This is a genomic window from Escherichia sp. MOD1-EC6098, assembly GCF_002965865.1.
GTDB lineage: Bacteria > Pseudomonadota > Gammaproteobacteria > Enterobacterales > Enterobacteriaceae > Escherichia > Escherichia marmotae.
This window is the reverse complement of record NZ_PTSN01000015.1, coordinates 1-22987: the sequence shown is the minus strand read 5'-3', so window position 1 is coordinate 22987 and position 22987 is coordinate 1. Positions and strand designations below refer to the sequence as shown.

General features: G+C 48.4%; 16 protein-coding genes and 1 tRNA gene. 5 read left to right on the top strand and 12 right to left on the bottom strand.

Annotated elements, in window-relative coordinates:
- Positions 1–19 precede the first annotated feature (19 nt).
- The 3 genes from ssnA to mocA form a co-directional block, all read right to left on the bottom strand.
- A complete protein-coding gene (ssnA, locus tag C0K55_RS15900) occupies positions 20–1348 on the bottom strand; it encodes a putative aminohydrolase SsnA (protein WP_105266596.1) in 1329 nt (442 codons plus the stop codon).
- Positions 1349–1350: 2 nt separating this feature from the next.
- A complete protein-coding gene (ygfK, locus tag C0K55_RS15895) occupies positions 1351–4449 on the bottom strand; it encodes a putative selenate reductase subunit YgfK (protein WP_000502356.1) in 3099 nt (1032 codons plus the stop codon).
- A 328-nt stretch (positions 4450–4777) separates the two neighbouring features.
- Positions 4778–5350: a molybdenum cofactor cytidylyltransferase gene (gene mocA, locus C0K55_RS15890; RefSeq protein WP_001110887.1), complete on the bottom strand. Its 573-nt coding sequence runs from the start codon at positions 5348–5350 to the stop codon at positions 4778–4780.
- Between the two features lie 105 nt (positions 5351–5455).
- On the opposite strand from mocA, the gene yqeC reads away from it, so the two are divergent.
- Positions 5456–6226: a selenium cofactor biosynthesis protein YqeC gene (gene yqeC, locus C0K55_RS15885; protein WP_010378585.1), complete on the top strand. Its 771-nt coding sequence runs from the start codon at positions 5456–5458 to the stop codon at positions 6224–6226.
- Positions 6227–6273: 47 nt separating this feature from the next.
- Positions 6274–7899, top strand: coding sequence for a selenium-dependent molybdenum cofactor biosynthesis protein YqeB (gene yqeB, locus C0K55_RS15880; protein ID WP_105266597.1), 1626 nt, complete (start codon positions 6274–6276; stop codon positions 7897–7899).
- 39 nt (positions 7900–7938) lie between these two features.
- Here yqeB and arcC read toward each other — a convergent pair whose 3' ends face one another.
- The 5 genes from arcC to ygeW are packed head-to-tail and all read right to left on the bottom strand — an operon-like array spanning position 7939 to position 14068.
- Positions 7939–8871 carry a carbamate kinase gene (gene arcC, locus C0K55_RS15875; RefSeq protein ID WP_038355428.1) on the bottom strand — a complete coding sequence of 311 codons (933 nt, stop codon included), beginning with the start codon at positions 8869–8871 and terminating at the stop codon, positions 7939–7941.
- A 47-nt stretch (positions 8872–8918) separates the two neighbouring features.
- Positions 8919–10304 carry a D-phenylhydantoinase gene (gene hyuA / locus C0K55_RS15870; protein ID WP_016249156.1) on the bottom strand — a complete coding sequence of 462 codons (1386 nt, stop codon included), beginning with the start codon at positions 10302–10304 and terminating at the stop codon, positions 8919–8921.
- 52 nt (positions 10305–10356) lie between these two features.
- Positions 10357–11568 (bottom strand): YgeY family selenium metabolism-linked hydrolase, encoded by a 1212-nt coding sequence (locus C0K55_RS15865; protein ID WP_105266598.1) that lies wholly within the window; start codon positions 11566–11568, stop codon positions 10357–10359.
- A 58-nt stretch (positions 11569–11626) separates the two neighbouring features.
- On the bottom strand, positions 11627–12823 hold the full coding sequence (dpaL, locus tag C0K55_RS15860; protein ID WP_000110506.1) for a diaminopropionate ammonia-lyase: 1197 nt from the start codon (positions 12821–12823) through the stop codon (positions 11627–11629).
- A gap of 57 nt (positions 12824–12880) precedes the next feature.
- Positions 12881–14068 carry a knotted carbamoyltransferase YgeW gene (ygeW, locus tag C0K55_RS15855; protein WP_001360948.1) on the bottom strand — a complete coding sequence of 396 codons (1188 nt, stop codon included), beginning with the start codon at positions 14066–14068 and terminating at the stop codon, positions 12881–12883.
- Between the two features lie 478 nt (positions 14069–14546).
- Here ygeW and C0K55_RS15850 point away from each other — a divergent pair, with 478 nt between their 5' ends.
- Positions 14547–16325: a sigma-54 interaction domain-containing protein gene (locus C0K55_RS15850; protein ID WP_001517013.1), complete on the top strand. Its 1779-nt coding sequence runs from the start codon at positions 14547–14549 to the stop codon at positions 16323–16325.
- A 39-nt stretch (positions 16326–16364) separates the two neighbouring features.
- Here C0K55_RS15850 and xdhC read toward each other — a convergent pair whose 3' ends face one another.
- The 3 genes from xdhC to xdhA are packed head-to-tail and all read right to left on the bottom strand — an operon-like array spanning position 16365 to position 20027.
- Positions 16365–16844 (bottom strand): xanthine dehydrogenase iron sulfur-binding subunit XdhC, encoded by a 480-nt coding sequence (gene xdhC, locus C0K55_RS15845; protein ID WP_085449209.1) that lies wholly within the window; start codon positions 16842–16844, stop codon positions 16365–16367.
- Complete coding sequence (gene xdhB, locus C0K55_RS15840; protein WP_001517012.1) at positions 16841–17719, bottom strand: xanthine dehydrogenase FAD-binding subunit XdhB; 879 nt, start codon at positions 17717–17719, stop codon at positions 16841–16843. Before xdhB ends, xdhC begins: the two co-directional genes overlap by 4 nt.
- Positions 17720–17729: 10 nt before the next feature.
- Positions 17730–20027 (bottom strand): xanthine dehydrogenase molybdenum-binding subunit XdhA, encoded by a 2298-nt coding sequence (gene xdhA / locus C0K55_RS15835; protein WP_000388122.1) that lies wholly within the window; start codon positions 20025–20027, stop codon positions 17730–17732.
- A gap of 388 nt (positions 20028–20415) precedes the next feature.
- Here xdhA and actS point away from each other — a divergent pair, with 388 nt between their 5' ends.
- Positions 20416–21171, top strand: coding sequence for an amidase activator ActS (gene actS, locus C0K55_RS15830; RefSeq protein ID WP_001517011.1), 756 nt, complete (start codon positions 20416–20418; stop codon positions 21169–21171).
- A gap of 78 nt (positions 21172–21249) precedes the next feature.
- Positions 21250–21323 (top strand) — tRNA-Gly (locus C0K55_RS15825).
- A 39-nt stretch (positions 21324–21362) separates the two neighbouring features.
- Here C0K55_RS15825 and C0K55_RS15820 read toward each other — a convergent pair.
- Positions 21363–22769: a winged helix-turn-helix domain-containing protein gene (locus C0K55_RS15820; protein WP_105268969.1), complete on the bottom strand. Its 1407-nt coding sequence runs from the start codon at positions 22767–22769 to the stop codon at positions 21363–21365.
- Positions 22770–22987 lie beyond the last annotated feature (218 nt).

The window sequence follows — 22987 nt, the reverse complement described above, 5'->3', positions numbered from 1 at the left end:
GGAAGAGGGTATAGGTCATTTATGCCAGCGCATCCATCCGACGCCACATACTGGCGGCGGCTTTTCTGGCTTGCGCATAAATGGAATCGCAATCGAAGTTAAACTGACGATCTTCGTAGACCATCACGCCGTTAACCATCACGCTGTTAACGCTGCCTGAACCCATACCGAAGGCGATGTGGCCTGCAATATTGTCTGCCAGCAGCGGCGTTGGCGAGTTGTAATCGCAAATGGTTAAATCTGCTTTATAACCGGCTTCCAGAAGGCCAAATTTCGCACCAAAGTTGCGGCTCATCAGTTCGTTGCCGTTAGTCAGCGCTCTGGCAAAACTGTCTGGCCACAGTGGGCCACCAGAGTCACGATGTTTAAAGAAGGCGAATTTCATCTCTTCAAACATGTCTGAACCGATGCCGTCAGTTCCCAGTGCCAGATTGCGAATGTCGCTAAGATGATGGTTGTAACCAACATGGTTGTTCATGTTTGAACGGGCGTTATGTACCAGGAACGCGTCACGTTGGTTAAGCAGGGCAATATCCTCTTTCGACAGATACAGTCCATGAGCGACCAGCGTTTTGCTATCGATGAGATCGAATTGCGCCAGGCGTGCCAGCAGATCTTTTCCGTACCTGTGGTGACTGTAAGAAACGTCGTAAAGGTCTTCCGCAGCGTGTATGTGTAAACCACGGCCTGTGGCTTTCACTGCTTCGCGCAGCATTTCCAGACCAACATCTGGCACGGTAAACGGCGCGTGAGCACCGATATGCGCTTCTACCAGATACGGCTCGCTTGCCGCTTTCTTCGCGTCGTCAATCTGACGGGCGAAACGGATGTTTTCCTCTACCCCATCCTGCAACTCTTTAATACCGTTATTACGATCTGTTGTTTCAAAACAGGTCATCGCACGTAGACCAACTTTTAGAAATGCGTTGCGCAACGTCGAGAGCGATCCGCCGATATAAGCCGGAGAGGCATGGTGATCGATAACCGATGTACATCCGCTCTTAATCGCTTCCAGTGAACAAATCAGCCCGCTGTAATAGAGCGACTCTTCATCAAGGGCGCGATCGAGTCGCCACCAGAGATTTTTTAGCGTTGAGATGAAGTCCGGGCAGGGGGCAATATTCGCCATAATTCCGCGGGAAAGCCCCGAGTAAAAATGGTTGTGCGAGCATACGATCCCTGGCATCACAATCCGGCCATGCATCTCTTTGTAGCTGGCTTCAGGGTAGCGGTGTGTCAGGGCGTTGCCGATAGCGATAATGCCATCATTTTCGATGGCGATATCGACGCCTTCCTGCACTTTCGCCGGGTGTAGCTGTACTGCAGTGACATTCTTAAGAATCAACATGATTACACCTCCACGCGGCCCAGCAGATAATGATGATGCTGGTGAATATGGCTGATAATGCGGCACATATCGTTCAGCTCTGGCGGTACGTTGTTGAACTGGCCTTCGCTATTAATGTTCAACACCCAGCTTTGGTTATTCAGACGTACGCTTACCCGATCATCTTCCACCAGGAAGCCAGGGTTGCTGCTGTTATCAAAGTCTTGCGACAGACTGAAGACGGTGATTTTGTCTTTGTACGGTTTACCGTTCCATGGACAGAACTGAGCACAGTTACCGCATTCGTTGCAGTAGGCATCAAGGTGCAGCGTCTGGAAACGGTTCTGGAAGCCTGGAACCGCAATTGAGATGTTGGCGCGGTTCGGGCAGACATCCACACACTTGCTGCAAACGTAGTTACATTCAAGGCAGCGCGCGGATTCCTGAGCGACAAATGCGTCACGATCATCGCTGTTCACCAGGGTGACAGAGATGTCGCCTTTACGTTGGTAGATTTCTGCCGGGTTAACGTTGTTCCAGTATTTATCGCGCTGGTGGGAACGGATATTTTCCCGGCTAAGGATGGCATCGGCTGCCCGACGAGCGGTGCTGACAGCGGCAACGATCGAGGACGGCCCGCGTTGTACGTCACCGATCATAAAGACGTCAGTCAGACGGGTTTCGCCGTTATGGTCGACGTCAGGCCAGCCGTTTTTGTCCAGTGGCACACCCATCGCATTCAGGGCTTCGGTATCCTGCTGTTCGCCAATGGCAGTAATCAGGCTGTCTACATGCAGCGTTACCGTTTCGTTGGTTTCAACCGGACGGCGGCGACCTTTCTCATCAGGTTCGCCAAGTGACATGACGCGCAATGTTAAGGTGCCATCAGCATCGAAACGTTGCGGATTGTTCAGGAAACGGAACTCCACGCCATCGTGCAACGCTTCTTCATACTCTTCGCGCCACGCGGGCATCTCTTGCAGTGAACGACGGTAAACCACAGTTGCTTTTTCTACGCCCGGAACGCGTAACGCTGCTCGCGCGCAGTCCATTGCGGTGTTGCCCGCACCGACAACCACTACATGTTTGCCAAGGTTGAGCGCCGTACCTTTATTGTACTCGCGCAGGAAGGGGAGTGATTTCCAGATATTCTGGTTGTCGCCCGCCAGTTTCACACCGCTGTTTTTATCGGTGCCGGTAGCAATCAGAACGTAGTGGTAGCCCTGATTCTTTAACTGCTCGACGGTCAGTTCCGGTGAGCAGCCATACTCAAATTTCACACCGTGATCGGCAACAAAATCGATATCGTGCTGAATTAACTCTGCCGGAATACGGAACTGAGGAATGATATTTTTCACCACGCCGCCTGCGTTGGCTTCGCGTTCAAATAACGTAACCGGATGACCCGCTCTGGCAAGGAAGTAACCGGCAGCCAGACCTGCTGGACCCGCGCCAATCACGGCAACCGGATGGCGTGAACCGGAACCGGCAGGTTTGTGCCAGCGTTGCTTATACTCATCCCAGCCTTTTTCCAGGGCGACTTTTTTCAGTTCGCGGATATTCAGTGCGCTGTCGTAATCGAGGCGGGTACAGTTGTACTGGCACTGATGATCGCAAATGTGGCCGGTAATGGCGGGCAGCGCATTACGTTGGTAGATGAGTTCCAGCGCATCGGCATAGCGATGTTCGCCCAACAGTCGAATGTATTCCGGAATATCTTGTTTGATGGCACAGGCAGTGACACATGGAGCAACGTAGCAATCGGTCAGCGGTAGATCTTCTGCCACTTCAATACGCTCTTCTGGCTTCCAGTGTTTTTGAGTGTATTCCATGGTTAATGCATCTGCTGCCAGCTTGCTCAGTCGTTCAACGTCAACGTGGTTAAGCCCCCAGGCGTCTGACCCTTCCAGTTCGCGCATACAGGCGCTTAAACGCAGATAGCCGCCAGGTTTCAGCAGGTCGGTTGCCATAGTGATCGGGCGAATACCGGTATCGAAAATATCGCGGATCGTCAGTTGGCTCGCACCACCGGAGTAAGAAATTGGCAGTTTGCCGTCAAAGGCACGAGACAGAACGGCTGCAACATTGATAGAGAGTGGGAACAGCGCGCGACCCGACATATACATCTCTTCACCAGGCAGTGCGCCTTTATTGTTGATGGTGCCGAGGGTGTTAGTCAGTTTGACGCCAAAGCCGAGTGATTTCTCTTTTGCCAGCGCCATCAGGCGTTCCAGCATTTCCAGTGCCTGCGCCAGCTTGAGGTCATGATCAAATGATTCTTCTTTTAAGCCGATGTAATCGAAGCCGCAGCCATCGAGAATCTCGCGAACACGAGCGTAACCTAATAAAGTTGGGTTGAGTTTTACAAAGGTATTCAGCTCTTTTTCTTCCAGCATGTAGCGGCAAATGGCTTCGATTTCATGCGGAGGGCAACCGTGCATGGTGGAGAGAGTAACGCCTTGTACCATGCTGGTGGGGATGCGTGCCGGTAATGCCTGTAAATGTTCGCGTTTATCCTGCAAATCGTGACGAGCCAAAAACGCGTCATCCTGAAGCAGTTTATTAAGCGTATCGCGGTATTGAGCGAATTTCGGATGGTCAGATGCGTCCATCATATTATCGATGAACTGCTGCATTGGCGGCTGCTTAATACCGTCGAGGTTGTAACCGACGCTCATATTAAAGATGAACGACTTGCCTGATTCTGAAGGCTGGAACAGGGCTTCAAGCAGATGCAAGGCAAACCAGGCTTTAAGGTATTCATCCCACGCTTTAAGCAGAGTGAATTCGGTAGACCATTCGGTGTTAAAACACTCGTCTTCGGCATCGATACAGGGTTTTTCCAGCTCCAGACGGTCAAGAATTTGTACAGTTTTTAGTTCGATGAATCGTCCGCCGGTCAGCCAGGAGGTGACGATGTTTTGCGCGAGCTGTGTGTGCGGTCCGGCGGCTGGGCCGACGGGGGTAGCACAGGTTTCACCGAAGACGCTAACAGATTTACCTTTTACGGGTGAGTAAAACTGTTGTTCGGGAATACCAAAGATTGAGCGTTGTTGTTGGTACTCATCAAATATGCGCGTCAAAAGTTCCTCAAACGGAATGGGACGCATAATATCCCCCATAACCCTCTCCTTAGCTTATACAGATATCATTGAGTGACCGGTATTGATAAATCCGGTGGTTTAAGGGGATAGAGCAACAATCGCACCACTCTTGCCCGGTTTGCCCGGAAATATAAAAAAATGTGAAGCGCCTCGAAACTTAATGGTTTTTTGTGAATGATCTCACAGGTGCCAAATGAGAATTAAAATCACTCCTGAACGTTATTATTCTTATGGCTTTTATCATCTTTTCTCATTTCTCAAAAACAGTGGTTCCTTATCATTATGATAAAGGAGTGGAGGGTGGGTTAAATATTTGAACGCAATCGTTTAGCTTGATTTTCTAAAATTAAGTATGCCATTTTTGCGCATTAATAAAGTCATCCGGAGTATCAATATCTAAAATTATTTCTTCATTTTCCATCTCGACGGAATAATGTTCACCCATGCGTAATGCCTGACGCATATTGATTACATTGGGGCGTTGTATTGCCTGCATCAGGCTCGATTTTGAGATTAAAATGGGATGGCCAGGGATACCATTGTGTAGCGGGAGTATTGCGCCGCTGTTACGTAACTGCCAGATTTTTAGGAAAATATCTCTATTTAGAGTTGGCATGTCACCATGAGTAATAAAGCAATGCTCTGTTTGCACTTCGTGGGCCGCTGCCTTCACCGAGGTCAGTAAACCCTGCTCATAATCTGGATTATAAATAAGAGTAATATTGGCAGTATGTGCGTAGCGATGATGCAGTTCATTGGCGCGAAAACCTGTGACTAAAATAATTCGGCTACAAAACTGCAACGCATTTTTGATACTTGCATCAAGAATTGTTCCTTGCTGCCAGGGTAACATCATTTTCCATTGTCCCATTCTTGATGATAATCCGGCAGCGGTAATTATACAGTCGATAGCTGGCATAGTCGTTCCATTATTTATATTGGGTAATAACGTCTGGAGATTACGTTACTTCCTGGTTAATGAATTTGTGGGGTTAATTTATCCCTGAGAGGACTATAAAGATTTGTGAAAAGTATAATTGACCCATCAGCGTTATTCATTGACTTAGACGTGCAGAAACGTCCTGCTGTGATTTCAGTTGTTGGCGCAGGGGGGAAAACCAGTCTGCTTTTTTGGCTGGCAGAGGTACTCCGGGCTAGTGGCAGACGTGTGTTAATTACTACGACTACGCATATGTTTATGCCAGTTTCTCATTGGCCTGTAGTTTTTTGCCGTGATCCTGCAACACTTCCTCATGCGTCTCTCACATCCCCCATTTTATTTTGTTTTCATCGTTGGAAAGCGATACAGGGGAAAGCACAGGGATTTTCGCCAGATGCCATTGATGCACTGGCGCAACGGTCGGAATGTGACGTAATTCTCATTGAGGCTGATGGCTCGCGTGGAATGCCGTTAAAAGCGCCGGATGAGCACGAACCTTGCATACCACGAAGCAGTTGTTGCGTGATTGCTGTGATGGGGGGGCATGTTTTAGGCGCAAAAGTTGGCGCGGAAAATGTCCATCGCTGGCCGCAGTTTGCCGACATTACTGGCCTGACGCCGGGGGCGACCTTGCAACTTAGCGATCTTGTTGCCCTGGTTCGCCATCCGCAAGGTGCGTTTAAAAACGTGCCATCAGGGTGTCGGCGGGTCTGGTTTATTAACCGTTTTTCTCAATGTGAGAATGCGATTGCGCAAAGCGAACTACTCAAACCACTGCAACACCACGACGTAGAGGCAATCTGGCTGGGCGATATACAAGAGTATCCTGCAATCGCGCGCAGATTTGTGAATTAGCGACCTGGGTATTCCGGGTTACTGAAAGGATATCGATTGAGGTTGGTATGAATATTTTCACAGAGGCTGCAAAACTCGAAGATCAAAATTGTCCGTTTGCTATGGCGCAAATTGTGGATAGCCGAGGCTCTACTCCCCGCCATTCTGCACAAATGTTAGTGCGTGCCGATGGTTCCATCGTTGGTACGATTGGTGGAGGAATGGTTGAGCGTAAGGTGATTGAAGAGTCGCTACAGGCATTGCAGGAACGTAAGCCGCGATTATTTCATGGACGAATGGCCCGTAACGGCGCGGATGCCGTCGGGTCAGACTGTGGAGGCGCAATGTCAGTGTTTATCAGCGTGCATGGTATGCGGCCACGTCTGGTGTTGATCGGCGCGGGGCATGTTAACCGGGCGATTGCCCAGAGTGCTGCGCTATTAGGGTTTGATATTGCTGTTGCCGATATTTATCGCGAAAGCCTCAATCCTGAACTTTTCCCGCCAGCAACCACGCTTCTACATGCCGATTCGTTTGGTGCAGCGGTAGAGGCGCTGGAAATTCGACCTGATAATTTTGTTCTCATTGCCACGAATAATCAGGATCGTGAAGCTCTCGATAAACTCATTGAACAGCCCATTGCATGGTTGGGGTTACTGGCAAGTCGCCGCAAGGTTCAGCTTTTCCTGCGTCAATTGCGTGAGAAAGGCGTGGCTGAAGAGCATATTGCCCGTTTACATGCACCGGTTGGTTATAACATTGGTGCGGAAACGCCGCAGGAGATCGCCATCAGCGTGTTGGCAGAAATATTACAGGTGAAAAATAACGCGCCGGGCGGGTTGATGATGAAACCTTCGCATCCTTCCGGGCATCAACTGGTGGTGATTCGTGGCGCGGGAGACATTGCCAGTGGAGTGGCGTTACGTCTGTATCATGCGGGTTTTAAAGTGATCATGCTGGAAGTTGAAAAGCCGACGGTGATTCGTTGTACCGTAGCGTTTGCCCAGGCCGTGTTCGACGGTGAAATGACAGTTGAAGGTGTTACTGCTCATTTGGCTTCGATCCCTGCGGAGGCGATGAAACTGACTGAGCGAGGATATATCCCGGTAATGGTGGACCCTTCCTGTTCGCTGCTTGATGAACTGAAACCGCTGTGCGTGGTAGATGCCATTCTGGCGAAACAGAATTTGGGTACGCGTGTGGACATGGCACCGGTAACAATTGCGCTCGGGCCTGGTTTTACCGCAGGAAAAGATTGCCATGCGGTTATTGAAACAAACCGTGGGCACTGGCTGGGACAGGTGATCTACTCCGGTTGTGCGCAGGAGAATACCGGTGTTCCAGGTAATATTATGGGGCATACCACCCGGCGGGTTATTCGCGCTCCGGCGGCGGGTATCATGCGCTCGAATGTGAAATTAGGCGATCTGGTAGAAGAGGGTGATGTTATTGCCTGTGTTGGCGATCATGAAATTAAAGCGCCGTTGGCCGGTATGGTGAGAGGCTTGCTGAACGATGGGCTGGCTGTCGTCGGCGGTTTTAAAATCGGTGATATCGACCCTCGTGGCGAAACGGCTGATTTCACCAGCGTTTCTGATAAAGCCCGGGCGATTGGTGGTGGTGTACTTGAGGCGTTAATGATGTTGATGCACCAGGGCGTTAAAGCGACGAAAGAAGTACTGGAAGTGGCTTAAATGAAAACGGCCGGATGGCATCGCCACCCGGCCTTTAACTTACTGGCAAATCACCGTTCCGGTTTTACCTTCAATCCCTTCTTTCGCTTTGCTTAACACGGTAATCAGCGCTTCGCGGCCTGCGCGAGAGCGAGCAAATGACGCGGCGGCTTCCACTTTCGGCAGCATCGAACCTTTAGCAAAATGCCCCTCATCAATAAAGCGTTCTGCATCGGCCAATGACAGGCGGTCGAGCCACTGTTCATTCTCTTTACCAAAATTAATTGCTACTTTCTCTACCGCAGTAAGAATGATCAGCATATCGGCATCGATCATTTCTGCTAAACGGGCGCTGGCCCAGTCTTTATCGATAACCGCGCTGGCACCGCGCAGATGGTTACCTTCACGAATCACCGGAATACCGCCACCGCCAACGGTGATTACGACCTGGCCGGAATCTACCAGAGCTTTTACCGTCTCTTTTTCAATAATATCAACTGGTTTTGGCGAAGCGACGACACGACGATAGCCACGACCCGCATCTTCTTTCAGGGTGTAACCCTGTTTTGTCAGTTGTTCTGCTTCCTGCTCGGTAAAGAATGAGCCGATCGGTTTGGTCGGATTGAGGAATGCCGGATCGTTAGCGTCGACTTCAACTTGGGTAACCAGCGTTGCAACGGGTTTATTAATGCCACGAGAAAGCAGTTCTTCCCGTAAGGCGTTTTGCAGATCGTAACCAATATATCCCTGGCTTAAGGCGACACAGACAGACATCGGCAGCATAGGCGAATGCGCTTCCGTTTTTGCGGCAGCTTCGAATGCCTGGTTAATCATGCCCACCTGTGGCCCATTACCATGAGTGACGATAACTTCATGCCCTTGGGCAATTAAATCAACAATTGCCTGAGACGTAATTTTTACCGCTTTCATTTGTCCGGCCAGATCATCGCCCAGCGCATTCCCGCCTAGGGCGAGAACAATTTTCTTACTCATTTTTCCTCACTCATCATTCTTGATTGTGTATAGATCCCTGGCAGTGGTTAGAACACGGGAGGGACAAACGGTTTGCGTCGCAGGAAACGTCCCCGTCCGGCTTTGCCTGTAAAGGTGCCGTCACAGAAAATCGTTTCACCACGGGATAGGGTTCTGACAATTGCACCCTGGCAGGTAAAGCCCTCCCAGGGCGAGTAGTCAGCATTGTCGTGGAGATGGCGATGCTGAATTTGCTGGCTCTGATGTGGATCTATAATCACTACGTCACCATCTGAACCGGGCGCTAATGTTCCTTTTTGTGGCCACAGGCCAAACAGTCTGGCGGGCATTGCACTGGTTAATTCAACAAAACGCTCCGGTGTGATACGCCCGGTCATTACGCCGCTGGAGAACAGCAACTGCATACGATTCTCCACACCGGGAAGGCCATTTGGGCAACGGCTGAAATCACCTTTGGAAATCTGCTGGCGCTGGGCCATTGAGAAGGTGCAGTGATCGGTCGCCACCACGTCAATCGCACCATCGCTGATGCCGCACCACAGCTTGTCCTGCTCGCGAACGTTGCGCAGCGGTGGGCTAAGAATAAATTTCATGCCGTCTTCTGCGTCATAACTACGTTCGTCGAGCAGAAGATATTGCGGACAAGTTTCAACCCAGACAGGCTGGCGGTTCGCGCGGGCAAGGCGCAGATAATCCAGGCCTAAGCCGTTAGACAGGTGGACGATATAGAGCGGTACGTTACCGGCAAGTTTTGCCAGGTTGATCATTCGGGCGATGGCTTCCGCTTCGCACTCCAGCGGTCGACTCAATGCGTGATAGCGCGGCGCGGTTAGCCCGGCAGCGATAAACTCCGCCCGCTTACTGGCGATAGCAGCATCATTTTCCGGGTGTACGGTGGTTAGCGCGCCGGACTCATGCAAACGGCGTAACGCCTGTAACACTTCGTCATCGTTGAGTTTGTATTGATAGGTTAAATAGAGTTTAAAACTAGTCAGCCCTTCTTCGACCATCATCGGAATTTCATCGAGGATAGCGTGATTGATATGCTGGATAACACCGTGAAAGCTGTAGTCGATGACCGCTTTATGGGCGGCATAACCACGATAAACTTCCAGTTGATGGCGTAACCGGCAGCCGTTTGGGCCAAATCCCATATGGTCAATAATGGTTGTTGTACCGCCACACGCAGCCGCGCGGGTGCCGGTAAAAAAATCATCACAACTGCGCGCAATGCCGACATCAATATTAAAATGCGTATGGACATCCACGCCGCCTGGGAAAACGTAACAGCCAGTGGCATCAATTTCTTCATAAGGGAGCTGCGGCGAAATATCGTTACCTAACTGGCGAACAATCCCGCTTTCAATCAGCAAATCCTGCTTTGCTTGCCCATCAGCGTTAACAACAGTGCCGTTTTTGATCAATACACGCATAGCAAACTCCAGAAACCCTCCGGCGAACCGGAGGGGAATAAGTGATGAATAATTATTCGGTTGCCAGCCAGCTTAATGGGATTGCCGCATACATAGCGGCACAGGTTACCAGGTGAGATTTCCAGGTTTTTTCGTTTGGCGCGTGCGCTTCAGGTTCTTTACCGGGGCCAAAGCCGATAACCGGAATACCGTGACGGCCCATGATGGAGACGCCGTTAGTTGAGAATGTCCACTTATCAACGACCGGTGCTTTGCCGAACAGCCCTTCGTAGGCATTCACTAGCGCTTTAACGGTGAAGTGATCTTCTTCTACTTTCCAGGTCGGGAAGTAGCATTCGGTTGGGTAAACCAGACCAGTCCAGGACGGACGGTCGTAGTTGTACATAGAAACGACTGCGTTGGCTTTCTGTACCGCAGGCAGCGCGCGGATTTCTTCCAGTGCACCTTCCCATGTTTCGCCCCAGGTCAGACGACGGTCAATAGAAACTGCGCAACTGTCTGCGACAGCGCAACGACTTGGGGAGGTAAAGAAGATTTCGGAAACGGTCAGCGTACCTTTACCGAGAAATTCGTCATAGCCCAGACGTTGGGACAGTTCTTGTAATTCGCCAAGAATTGGGCCCATTTTGAAAATGGCGTTATCTCCGCGTTCTGGTGCAGAACCGTGGCAGCTAACACCCTGAACATCAACACGAATTTCCATACGACCGCGCTGACCACGGTAGACCTGGCAGTCGGTCGGTTCAGTACTGACCACAAATTCCGGACGAATACCGGATTGTTCAATAATGTACTGCCAGCACAGACCGTCGCAGTCTTCTTCCTGCACTGTCCCCGTTACCAGCAGGGTGTATTCATCTTCCAGCCCCAGATCTTTGATGATTTTACCGGCATAAACCATAGACGCCATGCCGCCTTCCTGGTCAGAAGTACCGCGACCGCCGATCAGTTCATCAGTTTCCATACCTTCGTACGGGTCGAATTCCCAGTTTTTGATGTTGCCAATACCGACGGTGTCGATGTGAGCATCCATTGCAACCAGACGCGGGCCGTGGCCGATATAACCGAGAACGTTGCCCATCGGGTCGATTTCAACTTTATCGAAACCTACTTTTTCCATCTCTTCTTTAATACGATGCACTACGCGTTTTTCATCGCAACTTTCGCTGGGAATCGCAACCATATCGCGCAGGAAGCGGGTCATGTCTGCCTGGTAATCTTTTGCTTTTTCAAGAATCAGTTTGAATGGAATATTCTTAGCCATTATTTTTCTCCAGATTTTTGACTCCCCGTTTGGCGGGGAGCTATTTCCAATAGGGTGATTATGGTGCTACAGAGTGTTTGCCTTCCCAGACAACTTCGCGGTAGTGCTTCACGTCAGTGTCGCCTTCAGTGCTGATAACCAGCACCACGGCATCTTTGTTCAGCGCCAGTTTTTCCATCAGACTTTGACGTTGCGGGTGATAATGAACAGCCGCAAGAACGCCTAAACCGACAGCGCCAGATTCACCGGAGATGATGCGCGGATCGTTGCCGTAGGGATTACCCAGCACGCGCATACCTAATGCGGCAACGCTGTCCTGGCAGGAGATGAATTGGGTGGCACAGTTACGTAAGATTTCCCAACCCAGCGGATTCGGTTCGCCGCAGGCCAGGCCCGCCATGATGGTGGCCATATCGCCGCCAACGTTAACGATGTCGCCTTTGACGCCAGAGCGATAAATACAGTCAGCTTTGTCAGGTTCAACAATGATGCTGTGCAGATTTTGAGGACTATAGACATCCACCAGATATCCCAGCACGCCGCCGGCCATTGCGCCGACGCCAGCCTGCAGCAGGACGTGAGTTGGCGTAACGCCCATTTCACGCATTTGCTCAACAGCCTCATCCGCTAATGTGGCGTAGCCCTGCATGATCCAGGTTGGGATTTTGGTATAGCCTTCCCAGGCGGTATCTTGTACGACTTCCCAGCCGTGTTGCTGAGCGTGTTGCATAGTCAGGCGGACGGTATCGTCATAATTCATGTCGGTGACGATGCACTCGGCGCCGAGGTTCAGAATGGCGTCTACACGCTCCTGAGCAGAACCTTTCGGCATGTAAATCACCGCGTTTTGACCGAGTTGTTGAGCAGCCCAGGCAACACCGCGCCCGTGGTTGCCGTCGGTGGTGGTGGCGAAGGTCATCTTTTCGCCAATGGCATTTTTCAGATGCTCAAATGACAGTGTTTCGATATCCAGATGATATTTTTCGCACAGTAACTGAGCGATAGCGTACGCACCGCCGAGCATTTTGAAGGCGTTCAGACCGAAGCGTTTTGATTCGTCCTTAACGAGAATTTTCTTTACACCAAAAAGAGTTGCGAGATCGTCCAGCGCACAAAGCGGTGTTGGGCGATAGCCAGCAATTTTCTGGTGAAACTGGCGCGCCAGTTTTGCCTGGTTTTGCGAAAAGAGCGGTGATGTTTCGCCGTTGAAAAATTTGTTATCGACGATATCAACCTTCAATGAGAAAACGGACATATCCTATCCTTTTGGCCTCTGGAAATAGAGAGCCGACCTGCCGATCGGCTCGAGGGGTTATTTCACGCGTTCTTGCGCTTCTTTCAGCAGTTGTTCGAGCAGTGCACCAGGTTTGGAATATTTACGGGAAAGGATCATCGCGGCGATGATATAGGGTTTCCAACTGGCTTCTTTGTAGGTAGCGATACGGTATTTTTCGAATACGCCTTCCGTGACTTCACCTTCTTTGCAGGATACGCCGCTAATATCGGCTGGCAGACAGTGCATATACAGGGCTTCACCGTCGCGGGTGAGTTCCATCATCTCTTCAGTGCAATGCCAGTCTTTATGTTGCGCGTTCTGTGCCAGGCACTGTTTTTCCAGTGCTTTTAAGCCTTCGTGATCGTTCGCGCGCAGCAGTTCAGTTCGCTCTTCCATCACTTTATAAGGTGCCCATGACTTCGGATAAACGATGTCTGCGTCTTTGAATGCTTCTTCCATGCTGGTGACCTGACGGAAGCTACCGCCGGATGCTTTAGCGTTGTTTTTAGCCACTTCAACGACATCCGGAATCAGGTCATAGCCTTCCGGATGAGCCAGGGTGACATCCATACCGAAGCGAGTCATCAGGCCGATAATGCCTTGCGGTACAGAGAGCGGTTTACCGTAGCTTGGGGAATACGCCCAGGTCATGGCGATTTTTTTACCTTTCAGGTTTTCCAGTGAACCAAAGTGTTCACGTAACCATGCCAGGTCGGCCATAGACTGAGTCGGGTGGTCGATATCGCATTGCAGGTTAACTAAAGCCGGACGTTGCGGCAGTACGCCCTGTTTGTAGCCGTCGTCAAGCGCGGCTCCCACTTCACGCATATAGGCGTTGCCTGCCCCCAGATACATATCGTCACGAATACCGATAGCATCGGCACAGAAGGAGATCATATTGGCCGTTTCACGAACGGTTTCGCCGTGCGCAATTTGTGATTTACCTTCATCAAGATCTTGCTGCGCCAGGCCGAGCAGATTAAGCGCGGAAGCATAAGAAAAACGGGTGCGGGTAGAGTTGTCGCGGAATACGGAAATACCTAATCCACTATTAAAGACTTTGGTCGAGATGTTTTCAGCACGCAGTGCTTTTAACGCTGCGGCAACGTCCAGTACTTGTTTCAGTTCATCTGGCGTCTGTTCCCACGTTAACAAAAAATCTTTCTCGTGAAGGTGAGAGGTCAGCGAATTGATATCCTTAATCAGCTCATTAACAGTTTTCATCATAAAGTCCCGATAGTGGAATGACAGGCAAAGTGGTTTATTTCACTGTGACATGCCAATGTGATTGGTGTTTTCACAGCTATACCAGGAACTAACAATAAACATGCCAGAATTATCTGCATGGTTATGAAATGCTAATTTAACGAATAATGTGTGGGTTTGATCACAAATTATTGATGTGCTATGGAACATCAAAATATACGGAAACGATTGGCTTTTTTTATGCAGTTATTTATTTGCTGCTAAGCATCAGAAATAAGATAAAGAGGCAGGTAAATCGTCGTCAGTTTGATAAATGCACTCCCGTAATTCTCATATTGATATAGAAATGTGATATTACTTCCATAATTTCATTAGAAAATGATAAAAATCCTATGTTTTTAGCAAAGCTATATTTGTCTGAGTTAATATCGTCATGACCTGTGAACCATCAACGTCTTCAATGATCGACTTTTAAGTGATTCTGGAAGGTAAAGCTATGGAGCTTGTTTCTACGCAGTCAGTATTGATGCAAATTCAACCAACAATTCAGCGTTTTGCCAGAATGCTAGCCAGCGTTTTGCAGCTTGAGGTTGAGATCGTTGATGAAAACTTGTGCCGCGTCGCTGGAACTGGCGCATATGGGAAATTTCTTGGTCGCCAGTTGAGTGGCAACTCGCGCTTGCTCCGCTATGTCCTCGAAACCAAAACCGAAAAGGTTGTGACACAATCTCGCTTCGATCCCCTTTGTGAAGGTTGCGACAGTAAAGAGAGTTGTCGTGAAAAGGCATTTCTGGGCACGCCTGTTATTCTACAGGAACGCTGTGTCGGGGTAATAAGTTTGATTGCTGTTACTCATGAGCAACAAGAACATATCAGTGATAATTTACGCGAATTTTCAGATTACGTTCGCCATATATCGACTATTTTTGTTTCAAAGCTTCTGGAAGATCAGGGGCCAGGAGATAATATAAGTAAAATATTCGCTACCATGATTGATAATATGGATCAGGGAGTATTAGTTATTGATGAAGACAATCGTGTTCAGTTTGTTAACCAGACTGCATTAAAAACTCTCGGTGTTGCTCAAAATAATATGGTTGGGAAACCTGTTCGTTTCAGGCCATTAACATTTGAGAGTAATTTTACTCATGGCCATATGCAGCATATCGTTTCGTGGGATGATAAAAGTGAATTGATAATTGGTCAGTTGCATAACATACAGGGCCGACAGTTATTTTTAATGGCATTTCACCAATCTCATACCAGTTTTTCCGTGGCGAATGCCTCTGATGAACCGCATATTGAACAATTAGTTGGCGAATGCCGGGTTATGCGGCAATTAAAACGACTCATTAGCCGCATTGCGCCTAGCCCATCCAGTGTTATGGTCGTTGGTGAAAGTGGCACCGGGAAAGAAGTGGTGGCTCGCGCAATCCATAAGCTGAGTGGACGGCGGAACAAACCATTTATTGCTATCAACTGTGCGGCGATTCCGGAGCAGCTTCTGGAGAGTGAGCTGTTCGGTTATGTTAAAGGCGCATTTACTGGCGCTTCAGCCAACGGCAAAATAGGGTTGATTCAGGCGGCGAATACAGGCACGTTGTTTCTTGATGAAATTGGCGATATGCCATTGATGTTGCAGGCTAAATTACTGCGAGCTATTGAGGCGCGTGAAATCCTGCCGATTGGTGCCAGTAGTCCAATACAGGTCGACATCCGCATCATTTCTGCAACCAACCAGAATTTAGCCCAGTTCATTGCCGAAGGTAAATTTCGCGAAGATCTCTTCTACCGACTCAATGTCATTCCTTTAACTTTGCCACCGCTGCGTGAACGTCAGGAAGATATTGAACTGCTGGTGCATTACTTTTTACATCTACATACCCGTCGTTTGGGATCGGTTTACCCAGGTATTGCTCCCGATGTTGTGGAGTTACTGCGTAAGCATTATTGGCCAGGGAACCTGCGAGAGTTAAGCAATCTGATGGAATATCTGGTCAACGTTGTTCCTTCTGGTGAAGTCATTGACAGCACGCTTTTGCCACCCAATCTGGTAAATAACGGTGCGATGGAGCAAAGTGAGATGCCAGAAGCTTGCGAGGCACATTTGGCACTTGATGATACTGGCGGCACGGCGCTGGAGGAGATGGAAAAACAGATGATACGCGAGGCGCTTTCACGTCATAACAGCAAGAAGCAAGTCGCTGATGAACTGGGTATCGGCATTGCTACCCTCTATCGTAAGATTAAAAAATATGAGTTGTTAAGCGTGTAACCACGGTAAATCCGGCCTGAATTCAGGCCGGATTTCGTTTTACTTCGTTTCTTCGCAGTCCAGTACTGTATTCACAATCATCTGATAACCGGTGCAGCGACAGAGATTTCCCGCCAGGCCACGACGAATCTCCGTAATGGTTAATGGTTTCTCTCGTGGTTTCGCCAGCATTGCCGTGGTGGCCATAATCAGCCCTGGCGTACAAAAGCCACACTGCACTGCGCCGGATTTCGCATAAGCCTGTTGAACATGAGAAAGTTTGCCACCTTTTGCTTCGCCTTCCAGCGTGCGGATCTCTTTTCCTTCAGCCCATGCGGCCAGGTATAAACAACTGTCGATTGCCGTTCCGTCAACCAGTACTGTACAGGCACCGCATTCGCCAACGCAGCAACCTTGCTTGACACTAAGCAGTCCTTGTTCGCGGAGCATCTCCGAAAGTGGCATTCCTGGTGCGGCGTGAAGCTGAAAAGGCATACCGTTAATGACACATTCAATGATAATACTTTTGCTGTGATTCATTGCAATGTTCCCCCCGCCGCGGCGACGGCTTCGCTAATGACTTTTTTGGTCATCGTCTGGATGAGATGCAGACGAAACTCTTTACTTGCACGCCAGGAAGAACGCGGGGCGACATCCTGTAGGACTGATTCGCTAATAGCTTCCAGCGTTTGCTGAGTTAATGGCGCGTTTTGTGCAGCCTGTTCAGCATGTTGGCAGCGAATCGGCGTTGGTGCGGCAACACCAAATGCCAGGCGTAATTCACTGAAATTGCCGTTGTCCAGGCGGCAATGAGCAGCGCAACCGATGGTTGAAATATCCATCGCGTCGCGCATGGCATATTTAAAATGCGCGCTACCTGCATGTTCTTTCGGCTGCGGTGGGAAATGAAATGCGACAAGGATTTCATCATGCTCAAGGGAAACCTTGCCCGGCCCGGTATGAAAGCCGTTAATCGGGACGAAGCGAACACCGCGCGGGGAGTGGATCTCCAACTTCGCGTCATATATCAGTGTTGGCGTGGCTGAGTCTGCGCTGGTGGCACCGTTGCAAATATTTCCACCGTAGGTCGCGACGTTACGGATCTGCGGCCCGGCAATTGACGAAGCCGCAGCACATAACGCCGGGAGATGACGCTGGGTTAATAGATTTTCAATTAACTGGGTAAAGGTCGTCGCGGAACCGATTCGTAGCGCGCCATCTTCCGCCAGCGTAATCCCCCGAAGCTCTGCCAGATTGTGGATATCAACAATATGACGGTAACGGTCATTGTGATGGTGGAGCTGAATCAGCACGTCAGTGCCACCGGCGAGCAGTTTGGCCTGCGGATTGTGAGTCAGCAGGTTGATGGCATCGGCAAGGGTGGTTGCGCGATGGTAAGATGCAAAATCAAACATGATGTTATCCTCAAATCAATCCTGCCAGATGGAACTCTTCGTATAACCGTTTTGGCGTCAGCGGCAGGGTATTGATTGCAACACCGGTAGCCATTTTCACCGCGTTACGAATCGCAGCGGCGACAGGAATTATTGGCGGCTCACCCAGTGACTTATGTCCGTATGCGGATTGTGGTTCATTGATTTCGACAAACGCGCTTTCCAGTTGTGGCAGATCCGGCATGGTCGGCATTTTGTAATCCAGCAGATTGGGGTTACGTACCACACCACTTTTCGCATCGATAATCATCTCTTCAAATAACGCCCAGCCAATGCCCATTCCCATTCCGCCGTGTACCTGACCTTCAGCCAGCAGCGGGTTAAGAATATGGCCCGAATCATGGACGTTGAGGATGCGATTGATGGTCACTTTACACAGCGCAATATCAACCGTCAGATCAACAAAAGTACAGCCAAATGCCGGTGGGTTAGTGGTGGTTTTGATCGAGCTTTCAGCAGAAAGTTGCCCGCCGCGCTCAGGATGATAAAAAGCATCCATCGCCAGATCTTTTAACGACAGCAATGGCTCTTCCGGCCTTTTAACCAGCGCGATATGGCCTTTTATCAGTGTCAGATTCATCGCTGACTGATGTAGCATTACAGCGGCATGAGCGATGATTTTCTCTTTCAATAGCAATGCAGCACTGCGTAACGCAGGCGCGGCAACATAGCTCTGGCGTGAAGCAAACGCACCTGGATCGAATGGCGTAATATCGGTATCTTGTGTCGAAATCACGCGGACATCGCTGACCGGAACACCCACGGTTTCAGCCACCATTTGCGAGAACACAGTGTCGGCACCCTGACCGATTTCCGTAGCGCCGCTTTGCACGTTGATAGTTCCATCCTGATTCATCAACAAGCGTGCGCCCGCGATTTCTACACCAACAGGCCAGGTGTTAGAGGTGTAGCTAAAACAGGCAACGCCAACGCCGCGGCGCAAATTGCCTTGCAGGTTCTGGCACTCTGCACGTCGTTTTTCCCATTCAAAGATTTCCCGCCCTTTTTCCAGACACTCAGGTAATCCGGCACTGTAAATGCGTTTTCCAGTGAGTGGATTTGCATCGCCTTCACGGGCGGCATTACGTAAACGAATTTCTACCGGGTCAAGATCTAACGCGGTAGCGGCGTCATCCAGCATTGATTCGACGGCAAAAACGACTTGTGGTGCGCCATAACCACGCATTGCGCCAGCCGAGGGTAGATTGGTATAGCAGGTCTTTGAGCTGTAAGCGTAGGCGCAACGAGGATAAAGATACGCGACTTTGTTACCACCTGCGGAAGCAATGGAATGGCCGTGAGAGGCATAAGCACCCGTGTTGGACAGAACATCCAGACTATAGCCTTTCAGCGTACCATCGTGGTTAACCCCCATTTTCCCGTCAATGGTAAAAGCGTGGCGGGTACGGGTCGCCAGGAAACACTCTTCACGACTAAGGGAAACTTTCACCGGAATACCGCCGAGCTTGCTGGTCAGGAATGCCGCCATTGGCTCCTCCAGCACATCTTGTTTATTACCAAAACCTCCACCGACAAACGGTTTGATTACCCGCACGCATGACCAGGGAATATCCAACGCCTGACCGACAACGCGGCGAACAATGTGCGGGATCTGCGTACTGGAGACGATGGTAATTCGCGCGTCATCCTCCATCCACGCCAGCGATGTCACACTTTCCATGTGGCAATGTTGAATGACGGGGGTCTGATAGTGTCCCTGCACCTGGTAATCGGCGGCATCGATTGTTTGCTGGACATTGCCCGTAGACATCGTGCTTTGCTTAAGCAAATTACCGCGGCTGTGAATTTTAGCGGCGTCTTCTGCAAGTGCCGCTTCTGGTGTGGTGATAACGGGTAATTCTTGCCACTCAATACTGACTAATTGCGCTGCTTTTTCTGCTGTGAGTTCATCTCGGGCCACGACGATGGCAACGGCATCACCATGATGGCGAACATGGCGAGTTAACAGTGCGCGATCGGCGGTATCGCGTTTATTTTCGTCAAGTGTCCAGGCATGCCCTGCCGTGGCGAATGGGATATCCGGTACATCTTCCCAGGTAAAAATAGCCAGTACGCCAGGCAGACTTCTGGCTTGTTCATCATTAATACTTACGGCATAACCATGTGCGATAGGACTACGTACATATTTCGCGTAACACATGCCCGCCATAACATAATCGTCAGTATATCGTGCCCGCCCGGTAACCTTAGCAATGGCATCTACGCGCATACATGATTCACCTGTAGCGGTTGCTTCCCGCGCTTCCATAGAAATCCCCTTGATTTGAACATTTGGTTCTTATGGCAATGATTTAGTCTTTGAAGGCAAGAATTACGCCAGAAACGACTATAAGCATGAGGGGAGGGGGGAAGTGTGATGTTGTTAATAAAACGCCAGGGATAATGTGGTTTTTATCAGCAAAGCAAGAGAGTGCTGTGTATCAATATGAGTGTGATAAAAATCATTGTGATAAATGAATATTAGGAGGCAGTCATGATGCTTTCTTTTTCGTTATGATGTACTAATGGTGGTTATCCTATCCTAATAGATTCATTAACAATTCTTGATTTGTACATCCATTTTCCGAGCAATGGATTGGGTATCTGACAGGTGACTGCTATGATATAGCGTCTTGTTTTTTGAGCGAGGAAAGATTTTGAGCGCAGGACGCCCGAATAAAAAAATGCTGGGTATCGTGATGCTGTTATCGGCTGGACTGCTTCTGGCGGGCTGTTCGGGTAGCAAATCATCAGACACAGGAACGTATTCCGGCTCCGTTTACACCGTGAAACGGGGGGATACGCTTTATCGCATTTCACGCACCACGGGAACAAGCGTAAAAGAACTTGCCCGACTCAACGGCATTTCTCCCCCCTATACCATCGAAGTAGGCCAAAAGTTGAAACTTGGTGGGGCAAAAAGCAACCGCAGTTCGCGGAAATATACCGCCAAATCAACGACGAAAACAGCGTCAGTAACGCCGCCGCCAGTGGTTCCGAAATCTTCATGGCCACCTGTTGGACAACGTTGCTGGTTATGGCCAACGAGTGGAAAAGTTATCATGCCTTACTCAATGGCAGATGGCGGCAATAAAGGGATTGATATTGCTGCAGCGCGCGGGACGCCAATATACGCAGCCGGTGCCGGTAAGGTGGTGTATGTCGGTAACCAATTACGCGGCTACGGTAATCTCATCATGATAAAACACAGTGAAGATTACATCACAGCCTACGCTCATAACGACACGATGCTGGTAAACAATGGGCAAAGCGTTAAGGCTGGGCAAAAGATAGCGACGATGGGCAGTACTGATGCAGAATCCGTGCGGTTACATTTCCAGATTCGTTACCGTGCTACGGCAATTGATCCTTTGCGCTACTTGCCGCCACAGGGCAGCAAACCAAAGTGTTGATGGTGAATTAATCAGCAGTCAGTAGCAAGACACTTGCTAAGAAGAGCGTAAGGTTTATAATGCCTTACGCATCTCAAAGCGGGCGTAGTTCAATGGTAGAACGAGAGCTTCCCAAGCTCTATACGAGGGTTCGATTCCCTTCGCCCGCTCCAGTTTTTTTACGCCCTCATATATTATTTCTTTATAATGCATCAAGCTACCGCATATTGATTATTAAAATCGATAGTATTGTTATAATTTGTCAATTGCCTTAGTTTTTGGATGTTGTTAATAATAGCTAAATGGTGTTCTTTCTCTGTGCCGTGATAAGAGAGTACGCTTTTTTTATTCTGCATTGTAGAGACATATGCATCAATGGATTTTTTTATTACCGCAGTTTTATGTATTTTTGGTTCAAGTAACAGTGATTGTTCTATACAAGAGATTGCATCCTCAATTCTTTCATTATATATGTTTACCAGTGACTTATAGTAGTATAGGGAAGCGACATCTAATATTTTTATTTGTGCATGATCAAAAAAAATACGTGATGTTGTTGCTTGTCCGGAAAGACCAGTTATCAGCCCCATAATTCCTAATATCTTACCATCAAAAATAGCTTTATCTGATACCTTATCTATAAATTCTAATGCCTTTTGAGTAGCATGTTTATGTTCATATATACCATGAAGAGCCAGAGACATATGGCATTCAGCTAACAGACAATAGCATTCATTTATTAATAACTGAGCATTGTATTTTTTTATCAGGTTTTCAAATATAGTTATTGCTTTGACAATGCTTTCTGGTGTGAACTCATTTAGTGCATTTTTCCCAGCAGACATTTCTTTGGATAAAACATGCTCATTAGATGATTCGTTTTGGCTAATCAATCCTGGTGCAGTTTCAGGAGCCTTCATGACCATATACAAGTTACTTATTATAAATTGTGATATTTTTTGTATATCATCAGCCTGAAGATGAGTGCTGGCAACAAGATAAAAACTTTTTGCATCGATCACCTCAACATATAAGCTGTTTGATGTGTCATGTTGGTTAATCCTTCCTGTTATAAAATAATCTGGTTTGAATCTGGCCAGAAAAGCTGTTTGGGATTTATTATCTATACAATACTGGGTTGCAGCCATTGGGTATATATATAGGTTATCGTTTTTTTTATTTGAAATGAACTGTATAAGCTCTTGATTAAGTGTTAATGGATCCTGGTGGCTGTGAGACGTTGTAAATGGGAATAAAGCAATAGTGCTTCCTGCTTCATTATATTGATTTCCTTTTATTTTGAATACTTGTCCACTGAATCGGTAACCTTTTCTATATATGGTTTCTATACAACGGGTATAACCAATTTGTTCAAAAATACATCTTAATGAATATATACAACGTGTAAGGGACTCATCACTTACAATTACATTTTTCCACACGGATTCGATGATCATATCTTTTGATACAACATTGCCAGCAGATTCAAGCAATACAAATAATACACCTAGCTCTTTGGGGGGAATGTAAGATTGCTCATTCCCTTTAGTAAGAATACCATCTTCTGTCAGTATTATCCCATCAGGGAAATGATATGAAAATTTAATTTCTAAATCCATTAGCTAACCTCTGTGAATTTTATGGCTATTTGCGTCCTGCATGAGTAATAGATATGACTGATACTCATATATATTTCATTAAACTGTATATGACTTTGTATATACAAAATTCCCATGACTGTTGGCATTAATTTATGCAGAATTGCTTTGAATGTAATCTGAAATATTCTTAAGTAATGCATGTTAATCATGTATGTGTATAACTAATTGAAATACAT

Bases quoted from the DNA above. Each gene is read 5' to 3' on its own strand.
- ssnA (WP_105266596.1), bottom strand. From the start codon at position 1,348: ATGTTGATTCTTAAGAATGTCACTGCAGTACAGCTACACCCGGCGAAA.
- ygfK (WP_000502356.1), bottom strand. From the start codon at position 4,449: ATGGGGGATATTATGCGTCCCATTCCGTTTGAGGAACTTTTGACGCGC.
- mocA (WP_001110887.1), bottom strand. From the start codon at position 5,350: ATGCCAGCTATCGACTGTATAATTACCGCTGCCGGATTATCATCAAGA.
- yqeB (WP_105266597.1), top strand. From the start codon at position 6,274: ATGAATATTTTCACAGAGGCTGCAAAACTCGAAGATCAAAATTGTCCG.
- arcC (WP_038355428.1), bottom strand. From the start codon at position 8,871: ATGAGTAAGAAAATTGTTCTCGCCCTAGGCGGGAATGCGCTGGGCGAT.
- hyuA (WP_016249156.1), bottom strand. From the start codon at position 10,304: ATGCGTGTATTGATCAAAAACGGCACTGTTGTTAACGCTGATGGGCAA.
- C0K55_RS15865 (WP_105266598.1), bottom strand. From the start codon at position 11,568: ATGGCTAAGAATATTCCATTCAAACTGATTCTTGAAAAAGCAAAAGAT.
- dpaL (WP_000110506.1), bottom strand. From the start codon at position 12,823: ATGTCCGTTTTCTCATTGAAGGTTGATATCGTCGATAACAAATTTTTC.
- ygeW (WP_001360948.1), bottom strand. From the start codon at position 14,068: ATGAAAACTGTTAATGAGCTGATTAAGGATATCAATTCGCTGACCTCT.
- C0K55_RS15850 (WP_001517013.1), top strand. From the start codon at position 14,547: ATGGAGCTTGTTTCTACGCAGTCAGTATTGATGCAAATTCAACCAACA.
- xdhC (WP_085449209.1), bottom strand. From the start codon at position 16,844: ATGAATCACAGCAAAAGTATTATCATTGAATGTGTCATTAACGGTATG.
- xdhB (WP_001517012.1), bottom strand. From the start codon at position 17,719: ATGTTTGATTTTGCATCTTACCATCGCGCAACCACCCTTGCCGATGCC.
- xdhA (WP_000388122.1), bottom strand. From the start codon at position 20,027: ATGGAAGCGCGGGAAGCAACCGCTACAGGTGAATCATGTATGCGCGTA.
- C0K55_RS15820 (WP_105268969.1), bottom strand. From the start codon at position 22,769: ATGGATTTAGAAATTAAATTTTCATATCATTTCCCTGATGGGATAATA.